This is a genomic window from Burkholderia ubonensis subsp. mesacidophila (genome assembly GCF_002097715.1).
GTDB lineage: Bacteria > Pseudomonadota > Gammaproteobacteria > Burkholderiales > Burkholderiaceae > Burkholderia > Burkholderia mesacidophila.
The window spans coordinates 1,456,146-1,471,268 of the sequence record NZ_CP020737.1 but is presented as its reverse complement, the minus strand read 5'-3'; the positions used below and the strand labels follow the sequence as shown (position 1 = coordinate 1,471,268).

At 73.6% G+C, this 15,123-nt stretch carries 10 protein-coding genes; all 10 read right to left on the bottom strand.

Annotated elements, in window-relative coordinates; genetic code table 11:
* Positions 1-78: 78 nt before the first annotated feature.
* From B7P44_RS07045 to bcsB, 10 genes are read right to left on the bottom strand one after another with little or no spacing between them, the layout of a single operon-like run.
* Positions 79-435 carry a hypothetical protein gene (locus tag B7P44_RS07045; protein ID WP_133118104.1) on the bottom strand — a complete coding sequence of 119 codons (357 nt, stop codon included), beginning with the start codon at positions 433-435 and terminating at the stop codon, positions 79-81.
* Positions 396-590, bottom strand: a complete 195-nt coding sequence (locus B7P44_RS07040; RefSeq protein ID WP_084902178.1) for a hypothetical protein — start codon at positions 588-590, stop codon at positions 396-398. The genes B7P44_RS07045 and B7P44_RS07040 overlap by 40 nt, the downstream gene beginning before the upstream one ends.
* Positions 572-2,134: a cellulose biosynthesis protein BcsG gene (bcsG, locus tag B7P44_RS07035; RefSeq protein WP_084902176.1), complete on the bottom strand. Its 1,563-nt coding sequence runs from the start codon at positions 2,132-2,134 to the stop codon at positions 572-574. Before bcsG ends, B7P44_RS07040 begins: the two co-directional genes overlap by 19 nt.
* A 25-nt stretch (positions 2,135-2,159) precedes the next feature.
* Positions 2,160-4,715, bottom strand: a complete 2,556-nt coding sequence (gene bcsA, locus B7P44_RS07030) for a UDP-forming cellulose synthase catalytic subunit (protein ID WP_084906495.1) — start codon at positions 4,713-4,715, stop codon at positions 2,160-2,162.
* A complete protein-coding gene (gene bcsQ / locus B7P44_RS07025; protein ID WP_084902173.1) occupies positions 4,712-5,491 on the bottom strand; it encodes a cellulose biosynthesis protein BcsQ in 780 nt (259 codons plus the stop codon). Before bcsQ ends, bcsA begins: the two co-directional genes overlap by 4 nt.
* The gene (locus B7P44_RS07020; RefSeq protein WP_084902170.1) at positions 5,488-5,712 is read right to left on the bottom strand and encodes a hypothetical protein; all 225 of its coding nucleotides are present in this window, start codon (positions 5,710-5,712) and stop codon (positions 5,488-5,490) included. The genes bcsQ and B7P44_RS07020 overlap by 4 nt, the downstream gene beginning before the upstream one ends.
* Positions 5,709-7,610 carry a cellulose biosynthesis protein BcsE gene (gene bcsE / locus B7P44_RS07015; protein WP_084902168.1) on the bottom strand — a complete coding sequence of 634 codons (1,902 nt, stop codon included), beginning with the start codon at positions 7,608-7,610 and terminating at the stop codon, positions 5,709-5,711. Before bcsE ends, B7P44_RS07020 begins: the two co-directional genes overlap by 4 nt.
* 20 nt (positions 7,611-7,630) lie before the next feature.
* Positions 7,631-11,521 carry a cellulose synthase subunit BcsC-related outer membrane protein gene (locus B7P44_RS07010; RefSeq protein ID WP_084902166.1) on the bottom strand — a complete coding sequence of 1,297 codons (3,891 nt, stop codon included), beginning with the start codon at positions 11,519-11,521 and terminating at the stop codon, positions 7,631-7,633.
* A complete protein-coding gene (bcsZ, locus tag B7P44_RS07005; protein WP_084902164.1) occupies positions 11,506-12,708 on the bottom strand; it encodes a cellulose synthase complex periplasmic endoglucanase BcsZ in 1,203 nt (400 codons plus the stop codon). Before bcsZ ends, B7P44_RS07010 begins: the two co-directional genes overlap by 16 nt.
* Positions 12,709-12,711: 3 nt before the next feature.
* A complete protein-coding gene (bcsB, locus tag B7P44_RS07000) occupies positions 12,712-15,018 on the bottom strand; it encodes a cellulose biosynthesis cyclic di-GMP-binding regulatory protein BcsB (RefSeq protein WP_084902161.1) in 2,307 nt (768 codons plus the stop codon).
* Positions 15,019-15,123: the final 105 nt, after the last annotated feature.

Below are 15,123 nucleotides of genomic sequence, written 5' to 3'. Positions count from 1 at the left end.
GCCGGCGCAACGCCGGCCATCCCGATGTGGCAAGGGCGGCTTCGGCCGTCCTTTTTCATGTCGGGCGGACCGGCCCGCTCACGATCCGTCGCGGCATATCCTCTCCGGATAGATCTGGTTGCCATCCGGGTCGAAAATGATCCCCGCGCCGGCCGGCAACGCTCGTCCGGCGAAGTTCACGACGCCGTTTTCGTCGGCGACGTCGCGATACAGCAAGTCGCCATCGCGCGAGTAGATCGCAAACGGCTTGCCGGGCGCCGACATCACGATGGGCTGCCGAATGCACCGAACCGGCGGGCGCGCTTGCGCGGCCACCGGCAGCGCGAGCGCGGCGGCCGCCACGACGCGCAGCAGGCGAGCATGCAGGCGGTGCGGTACGTTCGGCATCGCCCGCGCTACCCCCGCAACCCCATCAGCTTCGCGAGCGCCGGCCACCGGTCGAGCGCGTCGAGATACGCGCGGCGCGCCTGCTCGTCGACGTAGCGGTCCGGATCGAGCGCCGGCAGATGGCGCGCCAGCCCGATCACGTCGTTGGGCTGCGACAGGCGATCGTCGTCGCCGTCGGGTGCGTTCACTTTTCGTCGATCCATACGCCATCCGGAGTCTTGACCGCGTAGCCCGCGGCCGTCTGCATCGTCACGGTGCCCTCGTTCTCGCCGATCATCCGCGTGCGCGGCAGGTCGGCCGCGTATTGCGCGAGCGTCACGCCCGGCTTGAACGGGCTGTTCGACACGAGGTTCGACAGCAGCTGCGCGAGCGCGAGGAAGCTCGCCGGCTGGTCGATCACGGTCGTCGTGCCGTGGTTGCCCGGGAAGCCAACGAGCCGCACGCCGACCGGGATGTGCACGATGCGCGGCGTCGGGATCTCGCGCAGGCCGGCCACCTGGTTCTTGTCGCCGCGCAGCGCCGCGCCGTGCTCCGGCACGAACACGATCACCGCGCGCCGGCCCGACGACGCGATCAGGTCGGCGAGCCGGTCGAAGTCGTTCATCAGCTTCGTCGCGCGCTGCGGATACGAGTCGATGCTGGTCAGCGAACTGCCGACCACGCGGTTGCCGTCGTGCATGCTGATCGTGTTGTAGTACAGCGCGACCGGCCCCGGCACCGACGCGCGCTGCGCGTACCAGCTCGCGAGCGTCGCGTAGTCGTCCTTGATCGCCGAGCCGTCGAACGCGTGCATCGCGACCGGCGCGTCGGCGTTCGACACCAGCGGCGCGTCGGGCACGCCGAGGTTGTCGTGGATCAAATCCAGGAAATTGTCGAAGTGGCCGTCGTGGTTCAGCAGCGACTGCGCGGTGTAGCCGGCGCGCGCGAGCTGCGCGAACAACTGGCACTGCCGCGGCGCGGGCTTGTACAGGTCCGCATGCGCCTCCTGCCCGCAGCTCGCGCGCAGCACGCGGATCGCCGCCGGGCCGCTGTAGCTCGCGGCCGAGCTGAAGTTCGTGAACAGGTAGTCGAAGCGGCTCAGCATCGGATGGTTGCGCACCTTCGCCGCGTCGAGGTCGTCCCACGCGAGCGAGCACACGTGCAGCACGATCACGTCGAACTGCGTGGCCGGATCGTTGCCGAGCTGGCCGAACGCGACCTGCCGCTGCGATTCCTGCGCACGGAACGCGGCGAGCGCCGCGTTGTGGTCCTCCGGCTGGCCGGCGCGCGCCGCGCCCGCCGACGACGCCTGCGCTTGCGCCTGCGCGTTCGACGCGATGCGCTCGACCAGAGCGTTGCCCGCCTGCCACAGCGGCAGCGCGACGAGCGCGATCAGCACGAAGGTCGCGACGCGCAGCCAGCGGTTGACGACGAAGTATGCGACGAGCGCGCCGGCCACGGCGATCAGCAGCATCGGCGGCAGCAGGCGCGGCAGCAGCTCCATCCAGTACTCGAGCCGGAACGTGCTCACCTCGCGCAGCGCGTCGGCGAGCCGCGCGAGCGGCGGCGCGTGCGCCTCGCGCGCGAGGAGCGGCACCGCGATCGCGAGCGCCGCGAGCTGCCGCGCGATGCGCCAGCCGCGCCGCCGCAGCGGCGCGCTCGCCGCGAGCGCCAGCGCGAACGCGAGGTTCGCGAGCCACAGCGGCTGCAGGCGGTCCGCCGCGAACAGCGCGAACTTCAGGATGAAATACAGGTTCCAGAACGTCATCGAGACAACTCCATCGTGGGCGGCGTCAGTCGCGCGCCCGGTCGAGCGCCAGCATCGCCTGCACGCTGCGCGACACGCCCTTCAACAGGCGCACGTAACCGTCGACGCCCACTCTCAGCACTTCCCTCAGCCCGCGCAGCGGCGTGTCGGGCCGTTCGCCCTGGTGCCAGTCGAGCCATGCGTCCGCGCGGCCGAACGTGCACTGCACGAGCTGCCGCTCCTGCTCGAGCGTCAGCGCATCGAAGCTCACGCCGATATGCGCCGGTGTCACGCGGCACACGCGCACCGGGAACGTGAACGGCCGGTCGCCGCGCGTCACGCACACGGTCAGCGTGTCGCCCGTCGCGAGCTTCAGGCCCGGCACCGCCTCGAGCCCGAGGCCGCCCGCCGAGTAGTCGCTGGTGAAGCACGCGGCCGTCGTGCCGTCGGCGAGCAGGAGCGTCGCCGGCACGCGCATCGCGATCCGGTGCGTGACCCGCACCTGCTTCGCCTCGCGCGCGACCGCGAGCGCGGCGCCGAGCATCGCGAGGTTGTAGACGGTCCAGCCCATCGTGATCAGGATCGTCGACGCCTCGTCGCCCTGGTCCACGATCAGGCGCGAGACGCCGGCGAAAATCGCGATCACGTTCACCGCGAACAGCACGAGGTACGGCTTCGACGTCGACCAGTCGACGTAGCCCTCGTCGATCTTGCCGCCCTTGTCGGTCACGTTGAACTTGCCGTGCTTCGGGCTCAGGAACGCGACGGTCGTCGGCAGCGCGATGTACCACGCGAGCACCGATTCGTAGACTTCCGCCCAGAACGAATGGCGGAAGCGCCCCTGCATCCGCGAGTTCGCGATGTTCGCGAGCACGAGGTACGGCACGACGTAGCTCGCGAGCGCGACCGCCGACGCGTTGATGAAGTACAGGTGGAAGAACAGGTACGCGAGCGGCATCGTCAGGAAGATCAGCCGCGGAATGCCGTAGAAGAAGTGCAGCATCGCGTTGCCGTAGCAGATCCGCTGCACGAAGCCGAGCCCGCGCCCGAGGAACGGGTTGTCGATGCGGAAGATCTGCGCCATCCCGCGCGCCCAGCGCGTGCGCTGCTTCACGTGGCCGGCGAGGCTTTCGGTCGCGAGGCCCGCCGCCTGCACGGTCGGCAGGTAGGCCGACGTATAGCCGCGGCGGTGCAGCTTGAGCGCGGTGTGCGCGTCCTCGGTCACGGTCTCGACCGCGACGCCGCCGATCTCCTCGAGCGCGCTGCGCTTGAGGATCGCGCACGAGCCGCAGAAGAACGTCGCGTTCCACAGGTCGTTGCCGGACTGCACGAGCCCGTAGAACAGCGTGCCCTCGTTCGGCACCTGGCGGAACGTGCCGAGGTTGCGCTCGAACGGATCGGGCGAGAAGAAATGATGCGGCGTCTGCACGAGCGCGCACTTCGGGTCGCGCAGGAACACGCCCATCGTCGTCTGCAGGAACGAGCGGGTCGGCACGTGATCGCAGTCGAAGATCGCGACGTACTCGCCGTGCGTCTTCGGCAGCGCGCGGTTGATGTTGCCGGCCTTCGCGTGGCGGTTGTCGTCGCGCGTCAGGTAGCCGACCCCGGCCTCGCGCGCGAACGCCTCGAACTCGGGGCGCTTGCCGTCGTCGAGCAGGTAGACGCGCAGCTTCGCGCTCGGCCAGTCGATGCTCTGCGCGGCGAACACCGTCGGCTTCACGACCGACAGCGGCTCGTTGTAGGTCGGGATGTACACGTCGACCGTCGGCCACGCGCCGGTGTCGTCGGGCAGCGGCACGACCGGGCGGTCGAGCGGCCACGCGGTCTGGATGAAGCCGAGCAGCAGGATCAGCCACGTATAGGCTTCCGCCGCGAACAGCAGGTAGCCCGCCCACGCCTCCAGCGGGCTGCGGAAATCGAGCGTCTGAGTCGCGCGCCACCACACGTAGCGCACCATCGCGAGCAGCGCCAGCGACGCGAGCGCGAGCGTCGGCATGTGGCCCGGCAGGCGGCGCAGGCCGAGCGCGAGCACGGCGACGATCAGGAAGAACGCGAACTGCGCGCCGGGCATCAGCGGCGACATGCCGGCCGCCGCCCACAGCAGCGCGCCGGCCGCGAGCAGCAGCGGCGCGAGCCCGCGGCGCCGGCCGACCCGCTGCGCGCGCGCGTCGATCCAGCCGCCCCAGCGGTCCCACGGCAGGCGCGCGACGAGCGCGCCGACGCCCCGCCCGATCGCGCGGACGAACACGTACACGGGGACGACGGTCTTGTCGAACCACGCGAGCGGATCGCGCACCGGGCGGTTGCCCGCGCTGCGCGGCGCGCGCACGAACGCGCGCCACAGCCACTCGCGCGGGCTGAGCGGCTGCAGCACGCCCCAGTCGGCGGCCAGCCGCAGGAACGCCGCGCGCGCGCGGCGGCCCACGGGATCGGGCCGCCCGGGCCGCGGCGCGTGGAAGAACAGCCGCACGACCCAGTCGAGCAGCGTGCGCTCGGCGGGCAGCCCGATGCCGTGCGCGAGCCAGTCGAGCACGCGGCGGCCGAGCGCACGCGCCGCGGCGAATGCGGCGGCGTAAGCGGTGGCCAATGCGGCGAGCTTCATCGCCGGCCCCCGGTCCGCCCCGCCACGGCGGCGCCGAGCCATGCGTCGACCCAGTTCGCGACGCCGTGCAGGTCGTGCGACACCTGCGAATACGGCGCATCGTCGAAGATCCAGCTGCCGCGCGCGAACGATTCGGGCACCGCGGCGTCGAGATGGATGCGCTGGTCGAGGATCACCGCCGGGCCCGCCACCTCGCGCAGCATCGCGAGCGCGTCGCGCTGCATGTCGCGGGCCGGATTCAGCCGGTTCACGACGATCTGCAGCGCGCCGCCGCCCGCCCTCAGCGCGTCGAGGCGCGCGGCGACGGTCGCGCACGCCGCCGGCTCCGGCGGCACGACGACGAGCGTCAGGTCCGCGCCGCGGATCGCGTGCTCGGCGTGCAGCGACGGGCAGCGCGCCGCGTCGATGAACGCGACGCCGTCGGCCGGCAGCGCGATCTCGCCGAGCGCGCGCGAAAGCCACCGAGGATCGGCGGCGAGCCGCGCGTCGCACGCGGCCGCCTGCGCCGCGTCGACGTACCCGTACGGGACGAACAGCACGTCGTCGGCGTTGCGCCAGGTGTGCGCATGCCACGGCTCGGGGTCCCCGAGCAGGCTCTGCGCGAGACCGGCGCCGGACAGCGTGTCGAGGCCGAGGTGCGCGCCGAGCAGGTTCTGCGGATCGAATTCGACGGCGACCACCGGCCGGCCGCGGCGCGCGAGCAGCACGGCCAGCGCGGCGGCCAGCGTCGTGCGGCCCGCGCCGCCGGACGTCGACGTCATGGCGATCGTCTTCATCGCGGCGCCCCGCGGCCCGCGGCGGCGGCGACGTCGGCGGCCCCGGGCAGGAGCCGGCCGCGCAGCGCGACCGGCGCGATCTCGCACGGCACCACGTCGTGCGGGGCGATCCGGCGCGGCGCGCGGAAGCCGCGGCCGAGGCCCAGGTGCTGCGCGATGATCCAAACCGGCACCGCGATCGCGATGCCGACGACGAAACCGATGACGATGTCGGCAATCATGGGGCCTCCGGCTTGCGCAGCGGCATCGCGCTGCGGGTGGCGCCGCGCGCGCGCGCGGCGACGACAGGGTTCGGGCCGGGCGCGGCGGACGCGTCGTCCGGCAGCGGCGCGGCGGCGGCGGACGGTGGCGGCGCGTCGCCGGCGGCATCGACCGTCCGCGGCGACGCCGGCGTCGCCGCGTCCGCCCGCGCGCCGCCCGCCGGATGCGCGGCCGCGAACAGGTCGCTGTAGTCGGCGATCGGCGCGCGCCGGTTTTCCGCCTTCAGCTTGTTCAGCTCCGCGTCGATGCTGCCGTGCGCGAGGCGCACGACCCGGTCGGACAGCGTGTCGACCGGCACGTCGAAGATCCGCTTGAGCGCCTCGTCCGCATCGGCCGGCTCGCACGCGAACAGGAATACGTACAGGTGCTCCGCGTCGGCCGTCACCACGTCGCCCGCGCGGCGCGGCATGCAGTGACGCAGCGCGTCGACGTGCGCGACGCCGGGCAGCAGCGTCATCTTCACGAGGGTGTGCGACAGCGCGAGCACCGCGCCGCGATCGAGCACCGCGCGGGTCCGCAGGCAGAACGCGCCGACCGGCAGGTAGCCGAGCACCGTGTCGCCGAGCGCCGCGGCGAGCGCCGCGCGGTAATCGGCGGCGACCGGCCGCGCCTGCAGCTGGCCGTGCAGCGAGCGCACCGCGGCCTGCAGCCGCGAGAACGGCAGGTCGCGCCCGATCACGCTGTTCGCGCCGAGGCTCAGCACCAGCATCTCGAACTGATGGCGCAGCACCTCGCCGCGCTCGACGATCGTGATCTTCAGCGCGCCGCCGCACTGCCGCCGCAGCGTGTGGACGTCCGCGCACAGCGCCTCGAGCTGCGTGCGGGTGCGGAACGCGAGCACGGCGGTCGCCGCCTGCGCCTTCGCGCACGCGGCCACCACCGCGGCGTTGTCGTCGACGATCTCCCAGTCCTTCGGCACCCAGTTCTCGCCGTCGACCACCACGCGGCTCACGACCACCCGGTCCTCGTCGCTCGCGAGCTTCATCTCGCGCGGCTGCACGAGCGCATCGGCATCGAAGATCGCGGACAGCCGGCCGCTCGGCGCGAAGCGCAGCGGCCGCACCTCGCCCGCGGCGAGCGTGTCGCCCGCGCGCCAGAAATCGACGACCCACAGCAGCTCGCCGTGGGTGCGCTGCAGCTGCGCGACGCCGGCGCAGACGCTGTGGAAGGCGCTGCGCCGGGTGCGGCGCGTATCGCGCACGAGCGGCAGGTCGTCGGTGCCGGCATCGTCCGCGTGCCCGGCGTCGGGGTTCATCAGCAGCACGACCGCGATCCGGTGCATCCGGCACCAGTCCGCGAACGCGCGCCCCTCTTCCGCCAGCGCGGCGGGATCGTTCCAGCTGAACCAGCGCTCCGCGCCCTCGATGAAATACAGCGAACGCGCGTGAAAGCCGAAGCGCCTCATCGCGCGGAACCCGCCCATCAGGCGGGCGAACGGGCCCGGGTCGGCGTGCGCGGCGCCCGGCTGCGCGTCGCCAACCGCCGGCGGCATCGCGAGCACGTTCAGGTTGCGCGGCCAGCCGGGCGCGAGCGCGGCGCCCGCGAAGCCCCGCTCGCCCAGCTGCGCGGCGACGCTCGCGTGGTCGCGCGCGAGCACGACCGTCACGTCGCGGGTGCGCGCCTGGCGCGCGCTTTCCCACACCAGCGCGTCGCACGCAGGCGTGCGCGCGGCCGCATAGACCGCATACAGGCCGCCCGCCTCGAGCTGCGTCCATTCGTCCGGCAGGCCGTCGATCGCGAGACGGCTCAGCGTGGACACGCGGCCGTCGGCCGGCCCCATGCGCAGCAGCGCGCGCAGGCGATCGAACACGCCGGCGGCGCCGAACGCGGGACGAGTGGCTTCGAAGTCGGTGTTCACGCTAACGCATCCTTTTCACGCTAGAAATCCGAATAGAGCCGCACCGGCGTCGGCGTGACGAGGCCGGTGCGCGGCGCGCGCGCGTCGAACGCGTAGCGCAGGTACACCATCGCCGAACTCGGCGCGTAGTCGTGCGAACGGTCGATCTTCAGTTGCGCGCCGACGCTCAGGTGCGGGTTCATCCGGTACTCGACCATGCCGTTCACGCCATACGAGAACGACACGCCGCGCGTCGAGCTGCCCGAATAGACGAAGCCCTCGCGCTCCTGTGCGGCCCGCTGGTCCGCGAACGTCGGGTAATACAGCGAATCCTTTTCGTAGCTGTGCGAGATCCCGCCCGTGACGGTCAGGTCCCACGACAGCGCGTCGCGCCGCCCCGCCCATTCGAGCGGCACGCCGAGCGACAGGTAGCGCTGCGGACTGTAGTAGCCGCCCTGCCCGAACGTGTAGTAGCGCAGGTTCTCCACGTAGTGCCACGCATTGCCGACGAGCCCGGTGCTGACGCGCATCGTCGCGCGCTCGTAGACCGGCGCCGTGAAGCCCGTGCGCAGCGTCACCGCCGCGTTGCGTTCGACGTTGCGGCCCGTCAGCACGCCCGCGCCGAGCTCCGCGAACAGGTTCGCGCGGCCGAAGTCGACCGACGCGCGCAGGTCCACGCCGTCGCGGCGCACGCCGCCCCAGACCGCGCCGGTCCACGGATCGCGCAGCCCCGCGTACGACAGCTCGCTGCTCGTCACCGGGCGGCGCGACGCGTTGACCGAGAAGCTCGCCGGCCCCGCGTCGAACCGGTAGCGCGCGCCGCCGACGACGTAATGCACTGGGAAGCCGAGCGGCGACGTGCCGACGTCGAAGCGCCACGCGTCGGAGCGATAGCCGACGCCGAGCGCAACACCTGTGGCCGACTGGTGCAGCGAGTTCGGCGGATTCGCAAGCAGCGAATCGAGCGCCGGATTCGTCCCGGGCGGGCTCTGCTGCCTGAGCGCCGAGTAGGTGCCGAAAGTCTTGAGCGCATACGCATCCGGGTTGCGCGTGTCGAGCGTGCCGGCGTCGAGATGCACGGTGTCGACCTGCAGGAACGCATGCCCGTCGTAGCGGACCGGCATCTGCAGGTAGATCGGCACCTGCTGCGCGCGGTACGCGGACACCCCGTCGTCGCCCGACTTGTATGCGGGCAGCCAGCCGATCTCGAGTTCGGGGTCGCGGCGCTGCTCCAGGTCGGCGAACGCGGCCTGCGCGGGGGTGCGGCCGTCGCGGCGCGGGCTCACGCCGCTCGCGCGCTCCTGCGACTGCGACAGCCGGTACAGCGACGCCGCGTCGTCGTAGCGGCCCTGCGCCTCGGCCACCCGCCCCGCCGCGACCGTCACGTCCGCACGCGCCGGATAGGCCGCCTGCAACCGGCCGGTGATGTCCGCCGCATCGTCCGCGCGGCGCAGCGCGGTGAGGCGGCGCACCGCCGACAGCTGCGTGTCGACGTCGTCGGCCGGCGCGCGCGCGAGCACCGCCTGCACGCGCGCCAGTGCGCCGGCGCGGTCGCCGCTGTCCTCGTCGATCCGTGCGAGCGCGAGCTGCGCATCGACGTTGTCCGGCGTGCGCGCGACGACCGGCGCGAGCGCGGCGCGCGCCGCGTCGTAGCGGCCCTGGGCGCGCTCGAGGTCGGCCACTTCGAGCGCGTAGCGCGGGTCCGCCTTGGCCGCAGGGCTTGCGCGGTCGAGCAGCCGGCGCGCCGTTTCGTAGTCCTGCTGCGCGATCGCGTCGTCGGTGCGGCGCAGGATCAGCCGCAGCGACTGGTCTTCGAGCCGCGCGGTCTGCGTGGCCGTCAGCGACGGCTCGCGGCGGATCGCGTCGAGCCACGCGGCGAGCTCGCCGTCGCGGCCCGCGCTGCCGAGCAGGTCTCCGTAGCGAAGGCGCACGTCGGCATCGGCGTCGCGCGGGTGCGCGGCGATCCAGTCGCGCAACGGTGCGAGACCGCGTTCGGGCTCGCCCGCGTCGATCCATTGCGCGCCGACCGCGGCCAGCATGTCGGGATCGTCCGGCGCGAACGCCTGCGCGTGCGCGAGCGCCGCCGCGCACGCCGCCCGATCGCCGCGACCCAGCGCGCCGCGCGCGTCGGCGAGCGCGCTTTCCGCATCCAGCTTGCGGGCGAGCGCACGCATGCCGTCCGAGCGCCGCGCATCGCCGACGGGCGCGAGCGCGGCCTGCGCGCCCACGACGTCGTCGATCGAATTGCGGTACAGCGCTGTCGCGTAATGCATTTCGGGCTCATCGGATTGCGCGAGCCCTTCGTCCATCACGGTGCGGCCGAGCTGCGGCAGCCCCATGTCGCGATACAGGCGCGCGAGCGCGAACCGGGTCCACGGCGCGTCGGGCGCCGCGCGCACCGCCGCTTCGTAGCGCTGCGCGGCCGGCCCGCGCTCGCCCTTGTCCGCGAGCGCGCGCGCCTGTTGCGCGAGCAGGTCGGCGCGCAGGCCGTCGAGCGCGCGCTGGTCGTCGCGGCCAGCGACGCGGCCTTGCAGCGCGTCGAGCAGCGGGCCGATCTGATCAGCGCGGCCGGTGTTTTCATACAGGGTGGCCGTGCTGCGCACCGCCGACGCGCTCGGCGCGCGCGCCGCCAGCAGGCCGCGCAGCAGCGGCTCCGCGCGCGCCCAGTCGTGCTGCGCGAGCAGCGCGTCGGCGAGCTGCAGCTTCGCGTCCGGGCTGTCCGGCTGCATCGCGAGCGCGGCGCGCGCCGCCCGTTCCGCGTCCTGCGGCCGCCCCGCCGCCGCAGCCGCGCGGCCCTGCGCGAGCGTGCCCCAGAACCGCGCGGTCCGCGCGAGGCTGTCCCATTTGCCGCGCTGGTCGGGCGCGAGCGACGCGGCGCGCGCGAACAGCGCGCGCGCGTCGTCGTGCCGGCCCTGCCGCAAACGCAGCAGCCCGAGCCCGCCGACCGCGTCCGCGTCGCCGGCCCGCACGCGCGCGGCCTGCGTCAGCAACGGCTCGGCCGCGGCGAGATCGCCGCGCACAAGCGCCTGCAGGCCGCGCTGCTGCGCAATGTAGTTCGGGTCGCGTTCGAGGCGAAGCTGCGCGTCACGCTGCCGCTCCAGCCCCGCGACCTTGTCGCGGAATTCGGTGTCGTCCGGCACGAGCGCGAGGTACGCGCGCAGCGCGTCGAGGTAGGCCGGGTCCGCATCGGCCGACTGCAGCACGCGCCGCCACACCGCCATCGCTTCCGTATGGTCGGCGTCGGTGCGCCGCACGAGCGCCCACGCGAGCCGGTTCGCTTCCGCGCGGGTCTCGCTGCGCTGGTTCAGCAGCTTCGCGAGCCCGAGCGCCGAATCGACGTCGTCCGGATCGGCCGCGACCGCGCGGCGCAGCGCGGCGACTGCCGCGTCGCGGCCGCCCGGCCCGTTCGCGACGATCTGGTAGTACTCGGCGCCGAGCGCGCCCGACGGCGCGCCGTTCGGGAACAGCGCGACGATCCGCCTGGCGGCCTCGTCCGCGCGGCCGCTGCGCGCGAGCAGGCGGATCTGCGCCATCTCCTCGCGCCCGCTCGTCGCGACCCGGTATTCGTCGTCGGCCCGCCGCGTATCGGGCGCGCCGGGGGCCTGCGCCTTCAGGCGCGCCAGCGCCGCCTGCGCCCCCTGCGCATCGCCCAGGCGCAGCAGCACGCGCACCTGCTCGGCGAGCAGCGCCGGATCGCCGGGCGCGATCAGCAGCCCCTTGCGGATCGCGTCGCGCGCGAGATCGTCGCGGTGCTTGACGCCCCACATGCGCGCGGTCGCCAGCAGCCGCCGCGCGTCGGCGGAGTCCGATGCGGCCGACGCAGGGACGGCCGGCGTCGGCCTGGCCGGCGCGGCCACCGCCGCGCAGACCGACGACGCGAGCCACGCGAGCCCGGCCACGTGCGGGACGGCGCGCTTCAGCGGGCGGCGCATCGGCGGTCCCCCCAGCGCACGTCCAGCGTGCCGTCCGCGGCGAAACGGTAGCGCGCGTCGCGCCAGCCGAGGCCGAACAGCGTCAGCACGCTCGTGTAGTAGCCGGGCGACGACTGCCGCGCGAGCGTGTCAACGCGCGCCGCCTGCGCATTGGCGAGCGCGTGCTGGCCGCGCGCGTCCAGGAACGGGACGGCCGCCGCGGAGAAGCCGCCGTTGCCGTCGTTCGGCCCGGCGACGCCGGTCGTCGTGTCGACCTTTTCCGGCGGCGCGCCGTGCACGGCGATGTGCTCGGCGAACGGCGCGAAGCGCGCGAGCAGCGGCGCGGCGAGCGGATCGGCCGGATCGAGCATGCCGGCCCACAGATACACGCGGATCGCGTTGTACGCGCTCTCCGCATGCGTGGCCGGATCGGGCGCGAAGCCCGCGCCCGCGCGGAACAGCGCCCAATCCGGCGCGAAGCCTTTCGGCGCGGTATCGAGCAGCACCCGCCCGGTGCCGGCTGCGAGCGCGGCCCAGCGGCGGTCGTCCGGCAGCCGCGCGCCGAGGCCGCGGATCACCTGCGGCGGCGAATAGCTCGGGTTGACCCGCCACAGGTCGTTCGCGAGCCGGAACCCGGTCGGCCCCGGCAGCAGCGTGAGCCCGAGCCCCGGCACGGTGGCCGTCTCGTCGTCGAGCACGCGCTTCGCGAGCAGCGCGCCGCGCGCGGTGTAGCTGCGCTCGCGCCACAGGCGGCCCGCCTCGACGAGCGCATAGGCGATCCACAGATCGGCGTCCGACGCGGCGTTCGCGTCGAGCACACGCCACGCGCCGTCGGCCGCGCGCCCCCACAGCCACGCGGGCAGGCGCGCGCTCAGGTCGCCCTGCGCGAGGTTGTTCTCGGTCCACGCGAGCATCCTGTCGAACGCGGGCCGGTCGTTCGCGACCAGCGCGAAGAACAGGCCGTATCCCTGCCCTTCCGACACCGTGCGCGCATCGTCCGAGCCGACGTCGATCACGCGGCCGTCGGCCGACACGAAATCGCGCTTGAACGCGTCCCAGCGCGGCCACGCGGCCGTGCAGGCCGCGTCCGCGGCATCCTTGCCCGCGACCGGCGCGCTCGCGGCCATGCCGGCCGTCGACGCCGCCAGCGCGAAAGCCAGCGCCGCGCCGGCGCGCCACGCCTGCCGCCCTGCCGTTGCCTGCGCCATCCGTCACATCCCCCGTCGCCGCGCGGCAATCCTTTGCAGCACGCTGAACGCGCCGAGCGCGAGCAGCAGGCCAGCTACGACGCCGACCGCGCCGAGCACGACCGGATGCCGCGCCGCATGCGTCCAGAGCCGCGCATACCACGGCACGAAGCCGACCACATAAGGCTCGCCGACGCGCATGCTGTCGACCGTGCCCGGCCGCACCACCGCGAGATCGCCCTGCAGCTGCGACACGAGCCCGGCGTTCTCGAACACGTCGAGCAGCGTGCCGAGCTGCGGCTGGTCGGTCGCCGTCAGCGCGACGACGCTGCGGCCGCGGCTGCCCGGCAGCTCGAAGCCGAGCAGCGCCGCGAGCGAGCCGGTCTGCTCGATGTGCGCGCCGCCCTCGGCCATGCCGACGCCGTTGCGCCAGCGCTCCTTGACCGTGAACGCGACCCGCGCGCCGCCCGCGCCGCCCTGCTCGCCGAACGACAGCGGCAGCGCCGCGCGCCAGCGCTCGAGCAGCGGGAACGACGGCGCGCCGTCGATCACCAGCAGGTCCTTGTCGCGCAGCGCAGTCATGTCGCCGGGGCGTGCGACCTGCACGCGCAGCGCCGGGTAGCCGGTCCACTCGCCCATGTGGCCGAGCATCGTCAGGTACGCCTCGAGCTCCTGCGGCGACGGCCGGTCGGAGAGCACGACCGCGGTCTGCGACAGGTCCGCGAAGCGCGTGAACGGAAAGCCGCTGTTCGCGAAGTACGCGAGGTTCGGCAGTTGCGCGTAATGGACGAAGTGCGAGAAATCGATCGTCGAATCCGGGTCGATCGCCGCGCGCTGCGGCTCGGTCGCGGTGCTCGAGCACAGGCCCGTCTTCTGCGAGTCGAGCGTGAAGCGGAACTGCAGCTGGTTGCCGCTGCCGACGCGGAACGCCGGAATGTCGACGTCGCTCGTCACGCGCCCTTCGGGCACCGCCAGGAGCGGCAGTTGCATGCGGCCGCGCGCGTCCTCGGCGTGGGCCGGCCCGAGCCGGTACGACTTCACGAGCTGGTCGTTGATCTCGACCGCGAGCGTCGAATTGTCCTGCACGGTCGGCGCCGTGTAGCGGTAGCGCAGCGTGATCGGCACGCCCGCGCCGTTCCACGAATGCAGGTCGGCCGGCACCCGCAGGTTCAGCCGGATCGCGTCCGGCGACGTGCCGCGCACTTCCAGCTCGCGCGGGTCCGCCACCAGTTCGCGGAACGCGATCGGCCGGTCGACCGGCAGCCAGCGCGGCGCGTCATACGGCTGGCGCGGCGCGCCGACGTCGACGTGCGCGACCGTCGCCGACGGCCCCGACAGCGCCGCGCGGCCGAGCACCAGCGTCGCGACCGCGTCGTCGACTTCGGCGGCCGTGCGGCCGGTGACGACGAGCACCTTGCGCTCCGGCGCGGCGGGATTGTCGACGACCGCGAGCGTCGGGCCGTTGACGGACGGCAGCGCGAGGCCCGGCGGCAGCGTCGCGACCGGGCCGATCAGCACCGCGTGGTCGTTCGCCGGCAGCGTGGACGACACCGGGAAGCGCGCGCGGCGGTAGTCCGCGAGCGCGCCGAACCACGACGCGAGCACGCCCGCGCTGCGCAGCGTCGCGGTGTCGGGCGACGCGGGCAGCACGAACGGCAGGCGCACTCGCCCGTTGTCGCGGCGGTCGAAGAACGGCGCGGGCAGCAGCGCGAGATCGTTCGGCAGGCGCACCGGCGTCTCGTCGAGGATCAGCTCGCTCGTCGGGCTCACGTCGGCCCACAGCGCCGAGTTCGCGGGATCCTCGCAGTGATCGAGCGTGTAGTGCGCGATCAGGCGCAGCCCGATCTGGTTGAAGTCGGAGAAGTAGCGCGGATCGATCGGGATGTCCTGCGTGACCGTGCGGCCCGCGCGCGGCGGGTCGAACGGCACGGTGGCGACCACCTCGCCGTTGATCGACACCTTCAGGTGCGACAGCGGGAACACCAGCGACGGCGAATACGCGTAGGTCAGGCGCAGCCGCGCGGCGGTCACCACGCGGTCGAGCCGCACGCCGGCGCTGATCGTGCGCGCGTCGTCGGCGCCGCGCAGGCGCAGCGGATCGTACGCGCCGAGCGTCGTGAACGGCAGGTGCACGGTGGTCGCGCCCCGGGTGGCGGACGGTGCGCTCGTCGGGGCTGCCGGCGCAGCGGCGAGCGGTGCCGATGCCGGAGCCGGAGTTGCGGCGGCCCCGGCCGCACCCGGCGCGCTCGCCGTGGCAGCCGGCAGGCAGGCCGCGTAGAACGTGCCGGCCGCGGCCGCGATCGAGACGAACAGCGATGCGGCCGGCTTCATGCGCGGCCCCGTTTCATGTGGTGGTCGACAGTGTCGAAAGCGGCGCACGCGGCGCAGCCGGGCAGGCGAATGCACATCCCCAATGCTTCCCCTTGAATCCAGGTC

Coding starts and splice junctions, on each gene's coding strand:
- B7P44_RS07040 (WP_084902178.1), bottom strand. CDS start 590: ATGGATCGACGAAAAGTGAACGCACCCGACGGCGACGACGATCGCCTG.
- bcsG (WP_084902176.1), bottom strand. CDS start 2,134: ATGACGTTCTGGAACCTGTATTTCATCCTGAAGTTCGCGCTGTTCGCG.
- bcsA (WP_084906495.1), bottom strand. CDS start 4,715: ATGAAGCTCGCCGCATTGGCCACCGCTTACGCCGCCGCATTCGCCGCG.
- bcsQ (WP_084902173.1), bottom strand. CDS start 5,491: ATGAAGACGATCGCCATGACGTCGACGTCCGGCGGCGCGGGCCGCACG.
- B7P44_RS07020 (WP_084902170.1), bottom strand. CDS start 5,712: ATGATTGCCGACATCGTCATCGGTTTCGTCGTCGGCATCGCGATCGCG.
- B7P44_RS07010 (WP_084902166.1), bottom strand. CDS start 11,521: ATGCGCCGCCCGCTGAAGCGCGCCGTCCCGCACGTGGCCGGGCTCGCG.
- bcsZ (WP_084902164.1), bottom strand. CDS start 12,708: ATGGCGCAGGCAACGGCAGGGCGGCAGGCGTGGCGCGCCGGCGCGGCG.
- bcsB (WP_084902161.1), bottom strand. CDS start 15,018: ATGAAGCCGGCCGCATCGCTGTTCGTCTCGATCGCGGCCGCGGCCGGC.